Consider the following 15,618-nt stretch of genomic DNA (forward strand, 5'->3'; position numbering starts at 1 on the left):
GCTCCTGCTTGATCTGGCGTGCTCAACATGGAGGAGTGACGATCGAATGATAATGTCGCTTTATTGGTACCTATTATGCGATATAATTCATGAATGGACCGCGATCTGCTTAGCCATTTGCCTGTCATCGTCGCCGTAGCGCAGCGCGGCGGCTTCGCTCCCGCGGCCGCGGAGCTCGGCATGAGCCCGTCCGCGGTCAGCCACGCAGTGCGCCTGGTCGAGGAGCGGATCGGACAGCCGCTTTTTGCGCGCACGACACGATCCGTTGCTTTGACGGAAGCAGGTCAGGCGCTGGTCGCCACGGCAGAGCCGGCGCTGGCGGACATTGCCGAGCGCATGGAGCACATCCGAGCCGTGAAGGGCCGCGCCAGCGGTCTGCTGAGGCTCAACACCTCACGCGTAGCGCTGACACTCGCACTGCTGCCGGTGTTGGGTGCAATGGCCGAGCGATATCCGGATGTGGCGGTCGAGATCTTCACTGACGAAAGACTGACCGACATCGTCGGAGAAGGCTTCGACGCGGGCGTGCGCCTGGGAGAAATGATCGCGCAGGATATGGTCACGGTTCGTCTGACGCCGCCCTTCCGCACGGCGATCGTCGCTTCGCCTGCCTATATCGGCCGCAACGGTAAACCGAAGCACCTGAGCGAGCTCGCCGATCACAACTGCATTGGCTACCGGCTGCTGCGCTCCGGCGCGCTCTACCGTTGGGACCTGCTGGACAATGGCAAGGACGTCAGCGTGGCAACACGAGGCACCACGATCGTCAGCGACCCGATGTCGGCGCGCGACCTCGCCCTCGCCGATATCGGGCTGGCCTATGCCTTCGAACCGCTTCTACGGGCAGACATTGCCGCCGGAAGATTGGTCGAAATTCTGCCCGAAACCTCGATCGAGGAACCCGGGCTATTCCTGTATTTTCCGCGCCGAGCCTCGATGGCGCCGAAGCTGCGCGCCTTCATCGACACCGCACAAGAAATCGGCCGGGCATCCTTGCGGACACCCGGCCGATCAAAAAGCTGATACGAAGCTTCGAGCGATTACTTCTTGACCGCCGCAGCGACCTCGGCCGCGAAGTCGCTCTCTTCCTTCTCGATGCCTTCACCGAGCGCAAAGCGCAGATAGGCGGTGATCTTGGCCGGGGCGCCGATTTCTTTCTCGGCTGCCTTCAGCGCCTGCTCGACGGTCAGGTCGGGGTTCAGCACGAAGGCCTGCTTCAACAGCACGACTTCTTCGTAGAACTTGCGCAGACGGCCTTCGATCATCTTCTCGATAACGTTTTCCGGCTTGCCCGAAGCACGGGCCTGTTCGGAGAAGATCGCGCGTTCGCGTTCGACGGCTGCCTGGTCCAGCGCATCGACATCGAGCGACAGCGGGTTGGTGGCGGCGACATGCATGGCGACCTGGCGCGCGAAAGCGCTGGCCTTGTGTGCGTCACCAGCGGTCTCGATAGCAACCAGCACGCCGAGCTTGCCGAGATTGTCGGCAACCGCATTGTGGATGTAGGTCGCAACCGCACCTTCGGAGACCGTCAGCTTGTCGGAACGACGGAAGCTGAGGTTTTCGCCGATGGTGCCGACGGCGTCCTTGATAGTGTCAGTGACGCTCTTGTCGGAACCCGGGTACTTGGCAACGGCAACGGCCTCGGTCTTGCCATAGGCCAGCGCCACCTTGGCGACGTTGGCCACGATCTCCTGGAAGGCGTCGTTGCGGGCAACGAAATCGGTCTCGGAGTTGACTTCGACGATCGCGGCTTCGCGCAGGCCGGCGTCGACGGCAATAAGGCCCTCGGCGGCAGTGCGGCCAGCCTTCTTGTCGGCCTTGGCAATACCCTTGGCGCGCAGCCAGTCAACCGCTGCTTCCATGTCGCCGTTGGTTTCGGCCAGGGCCGCCTTGCAGTCCATCATGCCCGCGCCGGTGAGGTCGCGCAGTTCTTTGACCTGTGCTGCTGAAATGCTCATTGTCGCCTCTTTGTTTCGCAATAGGCTGGCGCACCATCGGTTCTTCGATGATGCGCCGCGTTCAGGCGCTTAGCGCGCCAAGATATGAAATTGATGAAGGCCTGATGCGGCCTTCGAGTTTGGAGCGTTTCCGTTTTTCACGGAAACGCTCCAAACTTTGTTTTCACCGCATTTGTACGACGCCAAGTGATGCCACTTGGCTGCAAAATGCCTTACGCTTCCGGGGTTTCGCCTGCCGGGGTCTCGCCGAGAACCGGCTCGACCGGAGCTTCAGCCGCCGCGCCGATGTCGACACCCAGCGCGCCCTGCTGACGAGCGATACCGTCGATGGCAGCCTTGGCGATCAGGTCGCAGTACAGCTGGATGGCGCGGGCCGCGTCGTCGTTGCCCGGGATCGGAAAATCGATCTTGTCCGGGTCGCAGTTCGAATCGATGATGGCGACCACCGGAATGCCGAGGCGCTTGGCCTCGAGAATGGCGTTCGCTTCCTTGTTGGTGTCGATCACAAACATCAGATCCGGGGTCGAGCCCATGTCCTTGATGCCGCCGAGAGCCTTGTTCAGCTTCTCGCGCTCACGATCGAGGTTCAGGCGTTCCTTCTTGGTGAAGCCCTGGGCTTCGCCACCGGACAGCAGGTCGTCAAGCTTGCGCAGACGCTGGATCGAGTTCGAGATCGTCTTCCAGTTGGTCAGCATGCCGCCGAGCCAACGCGAATTCACGTAGTACTGCGCCGAACGCTGTGCGGCATCAGCAACGATGTCGGAGGCCTGGCGCTTGGTGCCGACGAACAGCACGCGGCCGCCACGGGCAACGGTGTCCGAAACCTGCTTGAGGGCCTGATGCAGCAGCGGAACCGTCTGCGACAGGTCGATAATGTGGATGTTGTTACGGGCGCCGTAAATGTAAGGCGCCATCTTCGGGTTCCAGCGGTGGGTCTGGTGGCCGAAGTGAGCACCAGCCTCAAGGAGCTGACGCATGCTGAAATCTGGCAGAGCCATTGTATAGTTTCCTTTCCGGTTGACCTCCACGGGCATTTGACGGTTTCTGGAAAACCGGATCGAAAGCGCTTTGCTTTTCGGGGTTTACCTGAGCCGCCACCGGAGGTTTCAGCCGGATTTCTCCCGGACAGACACCAAAGCCCGTGTGTGGAATGGTCGCGCCTATAACCGTGTTGCAGCGCAAAAGCAAGCCTGCCGGCTATCGGCTTGTCTATCGCGCCGCGATGAAAGCTCCCGTCCCGATCATCGCCCCACCCGCCACACGGTTCATCAGCCGCATGCGCGAGGGCATACGGAACCAGCGCGAAGCACGACCCGACAAGGCCGCGTAGAACCCCATCGTCAGGATGTTGGCCGAAACCACCACCGCAACGACCACGAGGCCATCGGCAAAGGTCATGGCGTTGAGATCGAGGATCAGTGGCATGATCGAGGCATGGAACAGGATGGCCTTGGGGTTGCCGAGTGCGATCGACGCCCCAAGCACGAAGGAGCGGGCGAATCGATCCTCACCCTTGCCACCCTCCTCAGTCCTGGCGGCCGCGGATCGCCACATCTTGACGCCAAGATAGATCAGGTAGACCGCGCCGGCATACTTCAGGACCAGAAAGATCCATTCGAACGTCTGCACCAGGGTGACCAGCCCCAACAGCGCCAGTGTGACCAGAACGGCATCGCCAGCCGCCACCCCGAGACCTGCGGTGAAGGCACGCACAAAGCCGCGCGATACGCCGTTGGTAATCACGGCGAACATCGCTGGCCCCGGCGTCATCGCCGCCAGGACCACTGCCGTGCTGTAGGCAAAAAAGGCCGCCAGTGTCATGTCCTCACCTTCCCGTTCTTGATCCTAACGCGCCGGAACACGGCGACGATTTCTTCGCGACTGCATTCGATAGCGCCAAGCCGCACCGCGCGATCTCGCTCGAACCCGGTAATATCGTAATGCGGCGCCGATGTCTTCGGCGGCCCCTGGTAGGAGGAACGCTTCACACCCAGCTGGGCTGCGAACCCATGCAGCTCATCGACGTCATCGGCAAGCAGATGGCACCAGCGATGGCCAGCCCATTTCCAGATCGCCGCATCGACATAGACTGCCATGGGGCCGGCAGCGACGCTACTGCTTGCAGGGTTTCTGCGGCGTGTCGAACAGGGACAGATTGACCAGCTTGCCGGTCATCGAGAAATCACCGTAGTCCATGGTGAGATCCCGCGTGAGCCCATTCTCGTGCAGCTTGAAGGAGATGCGGTAGGAGGGCAGCTCTTCGCCATCCGCCTTGTCGGTCTGGTCGAAATAGGCGATGTCGACCGGCCAGTATTTATCCTTGCTGAATTTGGCGAGCGCGGAAATTTCAGGATCGTCCTTCGTCGCTGCTGCAGGCTTGCCAACCACCACTGTCGTCGTCATGACCTTGTCGGCCGTATCGGAGCCGTCATACAGGCTGGTCTCATAGAAGGTCTCACCCTTCTCCGCCTTGCCGATCAACTCCACCAGGTGCTGGGTCGGGAACTGGGTCGAGGTCAGCTCCAGAGTCTTCCTGTCGGGCTTGTCCAGGACAACCTTGAGATCCTTGGGTTCCTTGGTGGCCGTTCCCTTCACTTCCTTGTCCATCGACTGATCGACGAAGGACTTCGTTACGAAGGAGAAGGTCTTGCCCTGCGCATCCTCGAAAGTCGTGGTCTGCTGGTCGGTAAGGCGCGTGTTGTTGTCGTTGGTCGCGATCTGGGTCACGAACCGGAACTTGACCGTATAACCCTCGCAAGGCGAGCCGTTGAACTCATAGACCATACGCCCCGACAGGCCGGTGATGCCTGATCGATCGGAAGCCTTGTCCAGTGCGAGGTCATAGACGGCACGATGCGGCTGCAGCAGGGGGGCGGCAAATGAAGGGACAGCGGGCAGAGCGGCGAACACAATGCAGGCACTGGCGAGAAGGCGCGTCACGCGCATGGGCAGCTCCGGTCGGCGCGGCTGACAGTTGAGCCGCAAAAGATGATCCACATCACAAAAAGTCATGGCGGAAGCGTGTCAAACAATGCAGTTTCGACCCAACCAACCCGACACCTTCAAGCAATAAGGAATTACCATGGGCGAAACAATCGAAAAGCGGCTAAGCGATCTCGGCATCACCTTGCCGGTGCCCGCTGTGCCCGTCGCCAATTACGTGCCGTTCGCCCGCAGCGGCAATCTCCTGCTGACTTCCGGCCAACTGCCTCTGAAGGACGGTAAACTCACTGCGACTGGCCTGCTTGGCCGCGACGTCGATGTTGCCGCCGGCCAGGAAGCCGCGAAGTACTGCGCGGTGAACATCCTGGCTCAGGCCAAGGCGGCGCTTGGCGATCTTGGAAAGATTCGCCGCATCGTCAAGATCACCGTATTCGTCGCCTCAACGCCTGACTTTACCGAGCAACATCTCGTCGCCAATGGCGCCTCCGATCTGTTGGCGACCGCCCTCGGGGAAAGGGGCAAGCACGCTCGTTCGGCCGTCGGCAGCGCGTCGCTGCCGCTCAACGCCCCCGTTGAGATCGAAGCGATTCTGGAAGTCGAATAGGCCAGCCTGCCATGACCGATATCTCCTGGTTGACGGCCCGGCCGATCGCGCATCGTGGCTTTCACGACCTCAACGACAAGCGTTGGGAGAATACACTTTCCGCCTTCTCCGCCGCAATCGAGCGTGGTTATGCCATCGAGTGCGACGTGCATCTGTCCGCCGACGGAGTGCCGATCGTCATCCATGATGACGATCTGCGCCGCCTGACCGGCACCGACGGCTTCGTCTGGCAACGCACGGCTGCCGAGATGGCTCAGCTGCGCGTCGGCGGCACCGACGACCACCCGCCGACGTTACGCGAACTGCTTGATCTCGTTGACGGACGCGTGCCGCTCGTCGTCGAGATCAAGGGCACGCCGGGCCACGATGCCGGGCTGGTCAAGGCCGTGGGGCGCCTGCTCAAGCGCTATGAAGGCCAGGTCGCCATCATGTCCTTCGACCATTGGCTGATCCGTGAGTTCGAGACGGAGGCGCCAGGCATCCCCGGCGGCTTGACCGCCTATGGCACCGCCGACCACGAGATCGAGGCGCATTTTTCCATGCTGGCGCATGGCATCGCCTTCACCTCCTATGCCGCAGGCGACCTACCCAACCGCTTTGTTTCCTTCGTAAGGGTAAAGCTCGGCATGCCGGTCATCACCTGGACCATCCGCGATCAACCCGCAATCGACCTCACCTTCAAATATGCCGATCAGATGACATTCGAAGGATTCGAGCCCGATCACGTGCAGGTCGCCTGACCATCTTGTACACGCTCCGATGGACCATAGATAACACGCCATGGACCAGAGCGACGACGTGAAGGAACCCGATGAGGCAGGCTATGCCGTGCGCATAGCCGCCAGTATCAATGCCTTCACGCGTGAGGAGTGGGATGGCTTTGCCGGCACGACAAGAACATCGAAAACCGAATACAATCCATTCATTTCATTTGATTTTCTAAACGCACTGGAGGAATCCGGCTGCGCTGTTTCAAACACCGGGTGGCAAAGCCATCATCTCAGGTTGGAGGCGGCTGACGGCCGATTGCTCGGTGCCGTACCCTGCTATGTGAAATCGCACAGCCAGGGTGAATATGTGTTCGATCATGGCTGGGCGGACGCCTTCGAACGCGCCGGCGGCAGCTATTATCCGAAGCTGCAATGTTCCGTGCCGTTCACGCCCGCCACCGGCCCTCGCCTGCTCGTCTCAGATGGCGAAGATGCGAACACCGTGAGAAGCGCCCTGGCTGCGGGACTGAAACTCGTCACCGAACGGCTCGGCGTCTCGTCGTCACATGTCACCTTCGCCGGTGAAGAAGACGTAGCCCCCCTCGAGGCGGCTGGTTTCCTGCATCGAACAGACCAGCAGTTTCATTTCTTCAACGAAGCCTACGACTGCTATGACGATTTCCTTGCCACGCTTGCGTCGCGCAAGCGCAAAGCCTTGAAAAGGGAACGCCGTGAAGCGCTCGGCCACGGCATCACCATCGAGCGGCTGACAGGCAAGGCGATCACGGAGCGGGCCTGGGACGACTTTTTCACCTTCTACATGGACACGGGCGGTCGCAAATGGGGTCGCCCCTACCTCAATCGCCGTTTCTTCTCGCTGATCGGCGAACGCATGGCCGACGACATTCTGCTCGTCATGGCCAAACGCAACGGCCGCTACATCGCCGGAGCCATCAACTTCATTGGCTCGAACACGCTGTATGGGCGCAACTGGGGCTGCATCGAAGACCACCCGTTCCTGCATTTCGAGGTCTGCTACCACCAGGCCATCGACTTCGCGATCGAGAACAAGCTGAAAGTGGTCGAAGCTGGCGCGCAAGGTGAGCATAAGCTGGCGCGCGGCTATCGACCGGTTACGGTGCATTCGGCACACTACATCGCGCATCCCGGCCTGCGACGCGCGGTCGCCGACTATCTCGTGCGCGAACGCCGCGAAGTGGCGGAGATGAGCGACTACCTGGACGAACACACGCCCTTCCGCAAAGGCGAACCGGTGGTCGGCTGAAGCGTGTGAATGCGCTAATGCACGACGGTCTTGGAGAAGACGTTGATCACCACCACGCCTGCCACGATCAGTCCCATGCCAATCAGCGCCGGCATGTCGAGCGCTTGCCGAAACCAGATCCAGCCGATCGCGGTGATCAAGGCGATACCCGCGGCACACCACAAAGCATAGACGATCCCGATCGGCATGGTGCGTAGCGGCAGCGACAGAAAATAGAATGCCAGCGCATAGCCAGTCACGGAGACAAGCGATGGCCAAAGCTTCGTGAAGCCCTGCGTTTCCTTCAATGCAGTGGTGGCAACAACCTCGAACAGGATCGCGACGACAAGATAGAGATAGTTTCGCAACATGCTTTTCCGGCGTCAGATTTCGTGCAACCTGCACGATGAGTACCCTAGCCCGCCAGCCAGCACGAGAGGCACACCATGAGCTATGACGATACCAACATCTTCGCCAGGCTGCTGCGCGGTGAGATTCCTTCGCACCGCGTCTATGAGGATGATGCCGTGGTCGCCTTCATGGACGTCATGCCGCAAGGCAAGGGGCATACTCTGGTCGTTCCGCGTGCACCGTCGCGCAATCTGCTCGATGCCGACCCGACGACGCTTGCCCCCCTCTTCGCCGTCACCCAGAAAGTGGCACAGGCAGTGAAAAAGGCTTTTGCTGCCGACGGCGTCACCATCATGCAGTTCAATGAACCGGCCTCGGGCCAGACGGTCTACCACCTGCACGTGCACGTCATTCCGCGCTTCGACGGTGTACCGCTAAAACCGCACAGTGGCGAAATGGAAAAGCCGGAAGTGCTGGCCGCGAATGCCGAGAAAATCAAGGCTGCCCTGGCTGGCTGACGCGGAATCAAAACCCAAGAAGAAGTCCAACCACCAGCAGAAGCTCGGCGACGGCTATGCCGACGACCATGCGTTTGCCAGACAGCAGATAGGCGGCGAACCCAACGACTGCCGCAGCTATCCTCAACGCAAGCGAAGTGTGCGCAAGCGCGCCGCCTGGAAAGACGACGAGATTGCCGATGACGGCGGCGACAAGCGCCGTCGCCATGGTGCGAACCAGCACCAAAATATCGGAATCTTCGGAAAGCTTGCCACCGAGATAAACGCCAAGGAAACGCCAGACGTCGGTGGCCGCAAAACCGGCAACGAGAATGAAGAGATAAGGCCACCACCAGCCGTCGTTGGAAAAATAACTCATGTCGCGCGCGCCTTACGCCGCCACAGGTGCCAGCCATAGGCCGCCGCGCCGCCAACCAGTCCAGCCGCCAACAAGTCGAACTGCGGCAACAGCACATGAAAGACGGGGCCGAGAATAAGTCCCAAAACCATCGCCACGTGCCCCACCCGTTCGCGGGCAGATCCCCACAAGGACGTCAGGAAGTACATCGGGGTCAGCATCAGCAGCGCCGCCGATACGGTGGAAGGCAGCGCATCCGCCACGGCATAGACGGCAGCAACGACGATGATGTTCGCGGTCACCAGCGTGCCGCCGAGCCCAGCATAGAAGGTCGTGCGCATATCGCGCGGGATGTGCCTCAGCCGCTCCATGGCCAACACCCAGGACGTCACGGCCACGAAATGCGCAAGCAGGTAAAGCACCCATTGCCGTGTTCTTGCGGTGCGCATTTCAGGCACGAGCGCCATGACCATCGGCATCAGGCGTATGGCGGACAACGTCACAGCCAGCAACGCCGCTGGCAGCGCCGCACCCGAGACAATGGCGCCCACCAAGACGACCATCGAAGGCAATGCCCAGACGCTGCCGGTCATGAAAGCAGCCTGCGCCATTGTGACTCCAGCGTCTTTCGCCAATGCAGCGAAACCCACGAAAGAACTGACAAGGATCAGGCCAGGAAGGGAAAAGGCGGCGCGAACGCCACGCAAAAACCATATCGAACGTGACACCGTCGTGTCGGAAGGCGGGATCGACATGTCTGCGGCAATAGCATGAGCTGCCGCATGATACGACCACACCAAAAGGCACTTTCCATCTTTCCATTGATCCAGGAAACCCTGTAAGCAGACGGCCTTTTTGGCTGGAGATACGACGATGGATGAACAAGAAGTCGCGCGATATTGGGAAGCCAATGCCGAGACATGGACCCGGCATGTGCGTACCGGCTACGACGTCTATCGCGACGCGCTGAATACGCCCGCTTTTCTCGCCTTCCTGCCTCAGGTTCGCGATCTGACCGGCATAGACATTGGCTGCGGCGAAGGCGAAAACACGCGCCAGCTCGCACGATTGGGGGCGTGCATGCAGGCGATCGACATTGCGCCGACTTTTATCCGCCACGCCAGGGAAGCCGAAAGTTCCGAACCGCTCGGCATCGTCTACCGGCACGCCAGCGCAACGGCCTTGCCTTTCGCGGAAGCAACGTTCGACTTCGCCACGGCCTTCATGTCGATGATGGACATCGCCGGACCGGAGATCGCACTTGCTGAAACATACAGGGTGCTGAAGCCAGGTGGCTTCTTCCAGTTCTCGATCCTTCACCCCTGCTTCGTGCCGCCCTATCGCCGCAACATTCGCAGCGACAGCGGCGAGGTCCGCGCCGTGGAGGTCGGTCGCTATTTCGAGGCAACTGACGGCGCGGTCGAAAGCTGGCACTTTTCAGCCGCGCCAGCCGAAGAACGGGCCAGGGCTCAGCCTTTCCACGTCCCCCGCTTCCATCACACGCTCAGCCAGTGGATCGCCATGATCGTTCAGCCTGGCTTCGTCATCGAAGCGTTGGGCGAACCCATGGCGAGCGAAGAAACAGCAGCAGCGGAGCCGATCGTGGCCGATACGCGGGTAGCGCCCATTTTTCTGCATTTTCGACTGCGCAAACCCTCGAACGAATAACTGATGGACCAATTGCTCGCGGGCGAGCCGCCGCGAAGCGGCTGTCTGTTCGAACTCCGGTCAACGGCCGTTCTCGATACGCATAAAAAAAGCCCCGGTACCGGGGCTTTTTGTCTACTGTTTCCGGCCTGTGGCTCAGCCTTTGCGCGGCAACTGCGGTACCAGGCTACGTTTGCCGCCGTCCTTTCCCTTGGGTTCGGACTTGGAAGCGACAGCCTTCTTGGCAACCGCCTTCTTGGCCGTCGCCTTGCGCGGCTTCGGCGCGTCCTCTTCCGGTTCCTTCTTAGGCTTCACGGGTGCCTCGTCGGCCAGCGTCTCCAGCTTGAGACCGGATTCGCCGGTTTCTTTCTTCTCGACGCTCACACGCACAGTGCCACCGTGCTTCAGCTTGCCGAACAGAACTTCATCAGCGAGCGGCTTCTTGATGTGCTCCTGGATGACACGACCCAGCGGGCGCGCGCCCATGCGCTCGTCGTAGCCCTTGTCGGCCAGCCACGCGATCGCATCGGCCGACAGGTCGAAAGTGACGCCACGCTCCGAAAGCTGCGCTTCCAGTTGCATGACGAACTTCTGCACGACCTGGTGCACCACCGGAACCGGCAGCGAGCCGAACGGGATGATGGCATCAAGACGGTTGCGGAATTCCGGCGTGAACAGACGGTTGATCGCCTCGACATCGTCTCCTTCGCGCTTGGTCGAGCCGAAGCCGATTGCCGCCCGCTGCGCATCCGCCGCGCCCGCATTCGTGGTCATGATCAGGATCACGTTGCGGAAATCGATCTGCTTGCCGTTGTGGTCGGTCAGCTTGCCGTGATCCATCACCTGCAACAGGATGTTGAACAGATCAGGATGCGCCTTCTCGACTTCATCGAGCAGGAGCACGCAATGCGGATGCTGGTCGACGCCGTCAGTCAGCAGACCGCCCTGGTCGAAGCCGACATAGCCGGGGGGCGCGCCGATCAGCCGCGAAACCGTATGGCGCTCCATGTATTCCGACATGTCGAAGCGCAGCAACTCGACGCCGAGCGAGGCAGCAAGCTGCTTGGCCACTTCGGTCTTGCCGACACCGGTCGGGCCTGAGAACAGGTAGGAGCCAATCGGCTTCTCCGGTTCGCGCAGGCCGGCGCGCGCCAGCTTGATTGCCGAGGTGAGCGCGGAGATCGCCGTATCCTGGCCATAGACGACACGCTTCAGTTCGACATCGAGACCGGCGAGAACCTTCTCGTCGTCGGCGGAAACCGTCTTCGGCGGGATGCGCGCCATGGTCGCGATCGTCGCCTCGATTTCCTTGATGCCGATCGTCTTCTTGCGCTTGCCTTCGGGCAGAAGCATCTGCGAGGCACCGGTCTCGTCGATCACGTCGATCGCCTTGTCCGGCAGCTTGCGGTCGTTGATGTAACGAGCCGAAAGTTCCACCGAAGCCTTGATCGCATCGGCCGTGTACTTGACCTTGTGGAATTCCTCGAAATAGGGCTTCAGGCCCTTCATGATCTCGATGGCATCCTCGACGGTCGGTTCATTCACATCGATCTTCTGGAAGCGCCGAACGAGCGCCCGGTCCTTCTCGAAGAACTGACGAAACTCCTTGTAAGTCGTTGAGCCGATGCAGCGAATAGCTCCAGACGACAACGCCGGCTTGAGCAGGTTCGAAGCATCCATGGCTCCCCCCGAAGTGGCACCAGCGCCGATCACAGTGTGGATCTCGTCGATGAACAAGATGGCGCCCGGATAGTCTTCGAGTTCCTTCACGACCTGCTTCAGGCGCTCCTCGAAGTCGCCGCGATAGCGTGTTCCGGCCAGCAGCGTGCCCATGTCGAGCGCGAAGATGGTGGCATCGGACAACACTTCGGGTACATCGCCCTCGACAATCCGTTTGGCGAGGCCTTCGGCGATCGCGGTCTTGCCCACACCGGGGTCACCGACATAGAGCGGGTTGTTCTTGGAGCGGCGGCACAGCACCTGGATGGTGCGGTTGATTTCGGGCGAACGACCGATCAGCGGATCGATGCGGCCGGCTCTTGCCTTGTTGTTGAGGTTGACGCAGTAAGCCGTCAGCGCGTCCTGCTGCTTCTTCTTGCCACCCTCTTCCTGCTGCTCGGCGCCAGTGCTGCCGCTCTGTTCGTCCTCGGCGCCGCGCGGCGCCCGGCTTTCCGACGACCCCGGGCGTTTGGCGATCCCGTGCGAAATGTAGTTGACCGCGTCGTAGCGGGTCATCTGCTGTTCCTGCAGGAAGTAGGCAGCGTGGCTCTCGCGCTCGGCAAAGATGGCAACGAGCACGTTGGCACCGGAGACTTCCTCGCGGCCGGACGACTGCACATGAATCACGGCGCGCTGGATAACGCGCTGGAAACCCGCCGTCGGCTTGGAATCTTCGTCGTAACCGGTGACGAGATTGTCGAGTTCGGTGTCGATATAGGTCAGGACGGTCTGCTTCAACTCGTCCAGATCGACGTTGCAGGCGCGCATAACCGCGGCCGCCTCATTGTCGTCGATCAGGGCCAGCAGAAGATGTTCGAGCGTCGCATATTCGTGGTGACGTTCGTTGGCGAAGGTCAGCGCCTGATGAAGCGCCTTTTCCAGGCCCTGGGAGAAAGCCGGCATGTTACCTCACTTCTTCTCCATCACGCATTGCAGCGGATGTTGGTTCTGTCGGGCGAAATCCATGACCTGAGACACCTTGGTCTCGGCCACTTCGTATGTATAGACCCCGCACTCGCCCACGCCGTGATTGTGAACATGCAGCATGATGCGCGTAGCGGCTTCGCGGTCCTTCTGGAAAAAACGCTCCAGGACATGAACCACGAATTCCATCGGGGTGTAGTCGTCGTTGAGGATCAGAACCCGGTAGAGGCTGGGTTTCTTGGTCTTGGTTTTCGTGCGCGTGATGACGGCTGTTCCACGCCCGGTACCGCTACCGTCGCTGCCGTTCTGCATTCGCGCCACATTCGTTGCAGTCTTACCGGTGGTCACGTATTCCTGCCTTCTGGATCGAATCCCCATCAGAACCCGACATGTAGGGTGTCGATGCAGGATTTTAAGCCCTTCTGGTTAGCTGACAATATGGCTAGGTCCTCATTCAGCGTCGTTTTTAGCAAACGTGAAGATGTCGCGCTGGCGGATGTGAAAAAACCCGGCTGCGCAAGCGCAACCGGGCTCGTTGGACGGGTCGGAAACCCGCAAACTGGCAGAAAATGAAGCTTACTTCGCCTTGGCAGTCAGCGATTCGAAAGGCTTGTAGGCATCCTTGGCAAGGTCGGCATACAATTCGCTGATCTTGGTGGCCTCCGCTACGAAAGCCTCGTAAGCCTGCTTGGCATAGTCGGTCTGGAGCTCGACAGCGCTCTCGATAGATTTGACCGAGAGAAGCTTTTCGAAATGGGCAGCGCCATTTTCAAAGCTCTTCTTGGTGTATTCGGTTGCCTCGGCGGCGATCGCCTGCACACCCTTCGAGAGCGACGCGAAGCTCTTGACGCCGGTGTCTGCGAATTCCTTGCCGTATTTGCTGAAATCCTCGTAGGTCTGGCTCATTGGGCATTCCTTTCGTGCGGATCGGCTAATTTGTGCGATGCATAAGATGTATGCTGCGATGCACAAAAAGTCAATTCCCGCGCGGATGCACCGCCAGCCCCTAAGATTCGAATAAAGCTCGCCTCAACTGCCGCCGAAATGGTGAACGAGGTGGTTACCATAAACGGATTGGTAACGAGCGTTAAAGTAGGTTGGCCAAATGCGGGGCCGGACCTTTGCCGACTCCCCGGGGTGCAAGCAAAATTCAAAGGAAGCAGCAGTGCGTCAGGCGTTAACAGGCATCGTGTCCAAGTCAGTTTCTTCTCTCCTCAAAACCTCCGTGGTCGCATCGCTCGCGCTGACATTCGCCGTTGCGAATGTGGCCTCGGCGTTTGCCGCGCCGTCTTCCGCGATCGTTATCGACGCCAAGACGGGCAAGACGCTCTATTCCAAGGACGCGAATGCGCGTCGTTATCCGGCGTCGCTGACCAAGATGATGACACTCTATCTGACCTTCGAGGCGCTCGCCGCCGGCAAGATCAGCAAGAACACCCCGGTTGTCTTTTCGGCCAAGGCCGCCGCCGAACCGCCGACGAAGCTTGGCGTACGCAAGGGTGGCGCCGTTACGGTCGAAACCGCGATCCTGTCGATGGTAACCAAATCGGCCAATGACTCGTCCACCGCGCTCGCGGAAATGATCGGTGGTTCCGAAACGAATTTCGCACGCATGATGACCTCCAAGGCGCGCGCCCTGGGCATGAAGGGAACGGTATTCCGCAACGCCAACGGCCTGCCGGATCCTGGCCAGTTCACCACCGCGCATGACATGGCCGTTCTCGGCATGGCGCTGCGTGAGCACTATCCGCAGTACTATGGCTATTTCTCCACGCGCTCGTTCGCCTATGGCAAGCGCCAGATCAACGGCCACAACCGGCTGCTCGGCCGCATCAAGGGCGTCGACGGCATCAAGACCGGATACACCCGCGCATCGGGCTTCAACCTGGTTTCTTCGGTCGCTGACGGCAATCGCAAGCTTGTGGCTGTGGTGATGGGCGGCTCCTCGGGAGGCTCTCGCGACAAGCAGATGGCTTCGCTGATTCAGACCTACATGCCGCAGACCTCCACCCGCGGTTCTGGCCCTCTGGTAGCGCGTGCTTCCGGGGATACGGCAGTGGCCGCGATCGCCAATGTCTTCCTGCCGAAAAAGAATGCACCGACCCCGGACGAAAAGCCTGAAACCGTCGTTGCCTCGGCGGATGAGGCCGTCGCCGATGAGATTACGGCCGAGGATGCGGTGGTCGAACCGACCCCGGTGAAGCCTTTGCGCAAGAACAAGAAGGTGATTGCTGCGGCGGCCCCTGTTGTCACGGCTTCGCTTGCCGAAGCGACGATCCCTGCCGAGCTTCCGGTCGTTCAGGCTTATGCTCCGGTCGAAGAAACACCGATCGACCGCCTGATGACCGCCTCCACCACCGCGAATTCCACAGCTTCGGGCAACTGGGCCGTGCAGATCGCTTCGGCACCACGCGAAGCCGATGCCAAGGCACAGCTCGACAAGGTCGCCAAACAGGCCGGCCGCGTCTTGGCCAAGGCTTCCGGCTACACTGTCGCGTTCGACAAGGATGGCACCACCTACTACCGCGCCCGCTTCGGGTTCGAGACCAAGGAAGCGGCGTGGAAAGCCTGCAACGCGCTGAAGCGGAAGAGCATCTCCTGCTTCGCCGTGCAGCAGTGAACGGATTTCTCCCGGAAACG

General features: G+C 60.4%; 18 protein-coding genes. 7 read left to right on the forward strand and 11 right to left on the reverse strand.

The annotated features are described in order from the left end of the window. Nucleotides 1–93: 93 nt before the first annotated feature. The gene (locus tag AC3WTO_RS08205) at nucleotides 94–1,023 is read left to right on the forward strand and encodes a LysR family transcriptional regulator (RefSeq protein WP_492460218.1); all 930 of its coding nucleotides are present in this window, start codon (nucleotides 94–96) and stop codon (nucleotides 1,021–1,023) included. 17 nt (nucleotides 1,024–1,040) lie between these two features. On the opposite strand, the gene tsf is transcribed toward AC3WTO_RS08205, so the two are convergent. From tsf to AC3WTO_RS08230, 5 genes are all read right to left on the reverse strand, one after another. Continuing rightward, on the reverse strand, nucleotides 1,041–1,961 hold the full coding sequence (gene tsf / locus AC3WTO_RS08210) for a translation elongation factor Ts (RefSeq protein WP_492460219.1): 921 nt from the start codon (nucleotides 1,959–1,961) through the stop codon (nucleotides 1,041–1,043). Nucleotides 1,962–2,173: 212 nt separating this feature from the next. Beyond that, nucleotides 2,174–2,959: a 30S ribosomal protein S2 gene (gene rpsB / locus AC3WTO_RS08215; protein ID WP_129415057.1), complete on the reverse strand. Its 786-nt coding sequence runs from the start codon at nucleotides 2,957–2,959 to the stop codon at nucleotides 2,174–2,176. Between the two features lie 211 nt (nucleotides 2,960–3,170). Continuing rightward, complete coding sequence (locus AC3WTO_RS08220; protein ID WP_492460220.1) at nucleotides 3,171–3,782, reverse strand: LysE family translocator; 612 nt, start codon at nucleotides 3,780–3,782, stop codon at nucleotides 3,171–3,173. Beyond that, nucleotides 3,779–4,057, reverse strand: a complete 279-nt coding sequence (locus AC3WTO_RS08225) for a DUF4031 domain-containing protein (RefSeq protein WP_492460221.1) — start codon at nucleotides 4,055–4,057, stop codon at nucleotides 3,779–3,781. Before AC3WTO_RS08225 ends, AC3WTO_RS08220 begins: the two co-directional genes overlap by 4 nt. Nucleotides 4,058–4,073: 16 nt before the next feature. Beyond that, nucleotides 4,074–4,907: a cell envelope integrity EipB family protein gene (locus AC3WTO_RS08230; protein WP_492460222.1), complete on the reverse strand. Its 834-nt coding sequence runs from the start codon at nucleotides 4,905–4,907 to the stop codon at nucleotides 4,074–4,076. Between the two features lie 136 nt (nucleotides 4,908–5,043). Between AC3WTO_RS08230 and AC3WTO_RS08235 the strand changes: the two genes are divergently transcribed. From AC3WTO_RS08235 to AC3WTO_RS08245, 3 genes are read left to right on the forward strand one after another with little or no spacing between them, the layout of a single operon-like run. Further along, entirely contained in the window at nucleotides 5,044–5,508 is a 465-nt protein-coding gene (locus AC3WTO_RS08235; protein WP_492460223.1) for a RidA family protein, read from the forward strand. Between the two features lie 11 nt (nucleotides 5,509–5,519). Continuing rightward, nucleotides 5,520–6,248: a glycerophosphodiester phosphodiesterase gene (locus AC3WTO_RS08240; protein ID WP_492460224.1), complete on the forward strand. Its 729-nt coding sequence runs from the start codon at nucleotides 5,520–5,522 to the stop codon at nucleotides 6,246–6,248. Between the two features lie 40 nt (nucleotides 6,249–6,288). Continuing rightward, nucleotides 6,289–7,503, forward strand: a complete 1,215-nt coding sequence (locus tag AC3WTO_RS08245) for a GNAT family N-acetyltransferase (protein WP_492460225.1) — start codon at nucleotides 6,289–6,291, stop codon at nucleotides 7,501–7,503. A 14-nt stretch (nucleotides 7,504–7,517) separates the two neighbouring features. Here the strand turns inward: AC3WTO_RS08245 and AC3WTO_RS08250 are convergent, their stop codons facing one another. After that, on the reverse strand, nucleotides 7,518–7,850 hold the full coding sequence (locus AC3WTO_RS08250) for a DMT family transporter (protein ID WP_492460831.1): 333 nt from the start codon (nucleotides 7,848–7,850) through the stop codon (nucleotides 7,518–7,520). Between the two features lie 78 nt (nucleotides 7,851–7,928). On the opposite strand from AC3WTO_RS08250, the gene AC3WTO_RS08255 reads away from it, so the two are divergent. Beyond that, nucleotides 7,929–8,351 (forward strand): HIT family protein, encoded by a 423-nt coding sequence (locus tag AC3WTO_RS08255; RefSeq protein WP_492460226.1) that lies wholly within the window; start codon nucleotides 7,929–7,931, stop codon nucleotides 8,349–8,351. Between the two features lie 7 nt (nucleotides 8,352–8,358). Here AC3WTO_RS08255 and AC3WTO_RS08260 read toward each other — a convergent pair whose 3' ends face one another. Both AC3WTO_RS08260 and AC3WTO_RS08265 read right to left on the reverse strand, forming a co-directional pair. Continuing rightward, nucleotides 8,359–8,709, reverse strand: coding sequence for an AzlD domain-containing protein (locus AC3WTO_RS08260; RefSeq protein WP_492460227.1), 351 nt, complete (start codon nucleotides 8,707–8,709; stop codon nucleotides 8,359–8,361). After that, the gene (locus AC3WTO_RS08265) at nucleotides 8,706–9,443 is read right to left on the reverse strand and encodes an AzlC family ABC transporter permease (RefSeq protein WP_492460228.1); all 738 of its coding nucleotides are present in this window, start codon (nucleotides 9,441–9,443) and stop codon (nucleotides 8,706–8,708) included. The genes AC3WTO_RS08260 and AC3WTO_RS08265 overlap by 4 nt, the downstream gene beginning before the upstream one ends. Nucleotides 9,444–9,561: 118 nt before the next feature. Between AC3WTO_RS08265 and AC3WTO_RS08270 the strand changes: the two genes are divergently transcribed. Continuing rightward, the gene (locus AC3WTO_RS08270) at nucleotides 9,562–10,356 is read left to right on the forward strand and encodes a class I SAM-dependent methyltransferase (RefSeq protein ID WP_492460229.1); all 795 of its coding nucleotides are present in this window, start codon (nucleotides 9,562–9,564) and stop codon (nucleotides 10,354–10,356) included. Nucleotides 10,357–10,491: 135 nt separating this feature from the next. Here the strand turns inward: AC3WTO_RS08270 and clpA are convergent, their stop codons facing one another. The 3 genes from clpA to AC3WTO_RS08285 form a co-directional block, all read right to left on the reverse strand. Beyond that, nucleotides 10,492–12,957 carry an ATP-dependent Clp protease ATP-binding subunit ClpA gene (gene clpA, locus AC3WTO_RS08275; protein ID WP_492460230.1) on the reverse strand — a complete coding sequence of 822 codons (2,466 nt, stop codon included), beginning with the start codon at nucleotides 12,955–12,957 and terminating at the stop codon, nucleotides 10,492–10,494. 6 nt (nucleotides 12,958–12,963) lie between these two features. Beyond that, complete coding sequence (clpS, locus tag AC3WTO_RS08280) at nucleotides 12,964–13,290, reverse strand: ATP-dependent Clp protease adapter ClpS (protein ID WP_492460832.1); 327 nt, start codon at nucleotides 13,288–13,290, stop codon at nucleotides 12,964–12,966. A gap of 264 nt (nucleotides 13,291–13,554) precedes the next feature. After that, complete coding sequence (locus AC3WTO_RS08285; protein WP_492460231.1) at nucleotides 13,555–13,884, reverse strand: phasin family protein; 330 nt, start codon at nucleotides 13,882–13,884, stop codon at nucleotides 13,555–13,557. Between the two features lie 259 nt (nucleotides 13,885–14,143). Here AC3WTO_RS08285 and AC3WTO_RS08290 point away from each other — a divergent pair, with 259 nt between their 5' ends. Continuing rightward, on the forward strand, nucleotides 14,144–15,598 hold the full coding sequence (locus AC3WTO_RS08290) for an SPOR domain-containing protein (RefSeq protein WP_492460232.1): 1,455 nt from the start codon (nucleotides 14,144–14,146) through the stop codon (nucleotides 15,596–15,598). Nucleotides 15,599–15,618: the final 20 nt, after the last annotated feature.

Source organism: Mesorhizobium sp. EU05-FHT14A09 (assembly GCF_058790995.1).

Bases quoted from the DNA above. Each gene is read 5' to 3' on its own strand.
- AC3WTO_RS08205 (WP_492460218.1), top strand. From the start codon at position 94: ATGGACCGCGATCTGCTTAGCCATTTGCCTGTCATCGTCGCCGTAGCG.
- tsf (WP_492460219.1), bottom strand. From the start codon at position 1,961: ATGAGCATTTCAGCAGCACAGGTCAAAGAACTGCGCGACCTCACCGGC.
- rpsB (WP_129415057.1), bottom strand. From the start codon at position 2,959: ATGGCTCTGCCAGATTTCAGCATGCGTCAGCTCCTTGAGGCTGGTGCT.
- AC3WTO_RS08220 (WP_492460220.1), bottom strand. From the start codon at position 3,782: ATGACACTGGCGGCCTTTTTTGCCTACAGCACGGCAGTGGTCCTGGCG.
- AC3WTO_RS08225 (WP_492460221.1), bottom strand. From the start codon at position 4,057: ATGGCAGTCTATGTCGATGCGGCGATCTGGAAATGGGCTGGCCATCGC.
- AC3WTO_RS08230 (WP_492460222.1), bottom strand. From the start codon at position 4,907: ATGCGCGTGACGCGCCTTCTCGCCAGTGCCTGCATTGTGTTCGCCGCT.
- AC3WTO_RS08235 (WP_492460223.1), top strand. From the start codon at position 5,044: ATGGGCGAAACAATCGAAAAGCGGCTAAGCGATCTCGGCATCACCTTG.
- AC3WTO_RS08240 (WP_492460224.1), top strand. From the start codon at position 5,520: ATGACCGATATCTCCTGGTTGACGGCCCGGCCGATCGCGCATCGTGGC.
- AC3WTO_RS08245 (WP_492460225.1), top strand. From the start codon at position 6,289: ATGGACCAGAGCGACGACGTGAAGGAACCCGATGAGGCAGGCTATGCC.
- AC3WTO_RS08255 (WP_492460226.1), top strand. From the start codon at position 7,929: ATGAGCTATGACGATACCAACATCTTCGCCAGGCTGCTGCGCGGTGAG.
- AC3WTO_RS08260 (WP_492460227.1), bottom strand. From the start codon at position 8,709: ATGAGTTATTTTTCCAACGACGGCTGGTGGTGGCCTTATCTCTTCATT.
- AC3WTO_RS08265 (WP_492460228.1), bottom strand. From the start codon at position 9,443: ATGTCGATCCCGCCTTCCGACACGACGGTGTCACGTTCGATATGGTTT.
- AC3WTO_RS08270 (WP_492460229.1), top strand. From the start codon at position 9,562: ATGGATGAACAAGAAGTCGCGCGATATTGGGAAGCCAATGCCGAGACA.
- clpA (WP_492460230.1), bottom strand. From the start codon at position 12,957: ATGCCGGCTTTCTCCCAGGGCCTGGAAAAGGCGCTTCATCAGGCGCTG.
- clpS (WP_492460832.1), bottom strand. From the start codon at position 13,290: ATGCAGAACGGCAGCGACGGTAGCGGTACCGGGCGTGGAACAGCCGTC.
- AC3WTO_RS08285 (WP_492460231.1), bottom strand. From the start codon at position 13,884: ATGAGCCAGACCTACGAGGATTTCAGCAAATACGGCAAGGAATTCGCA.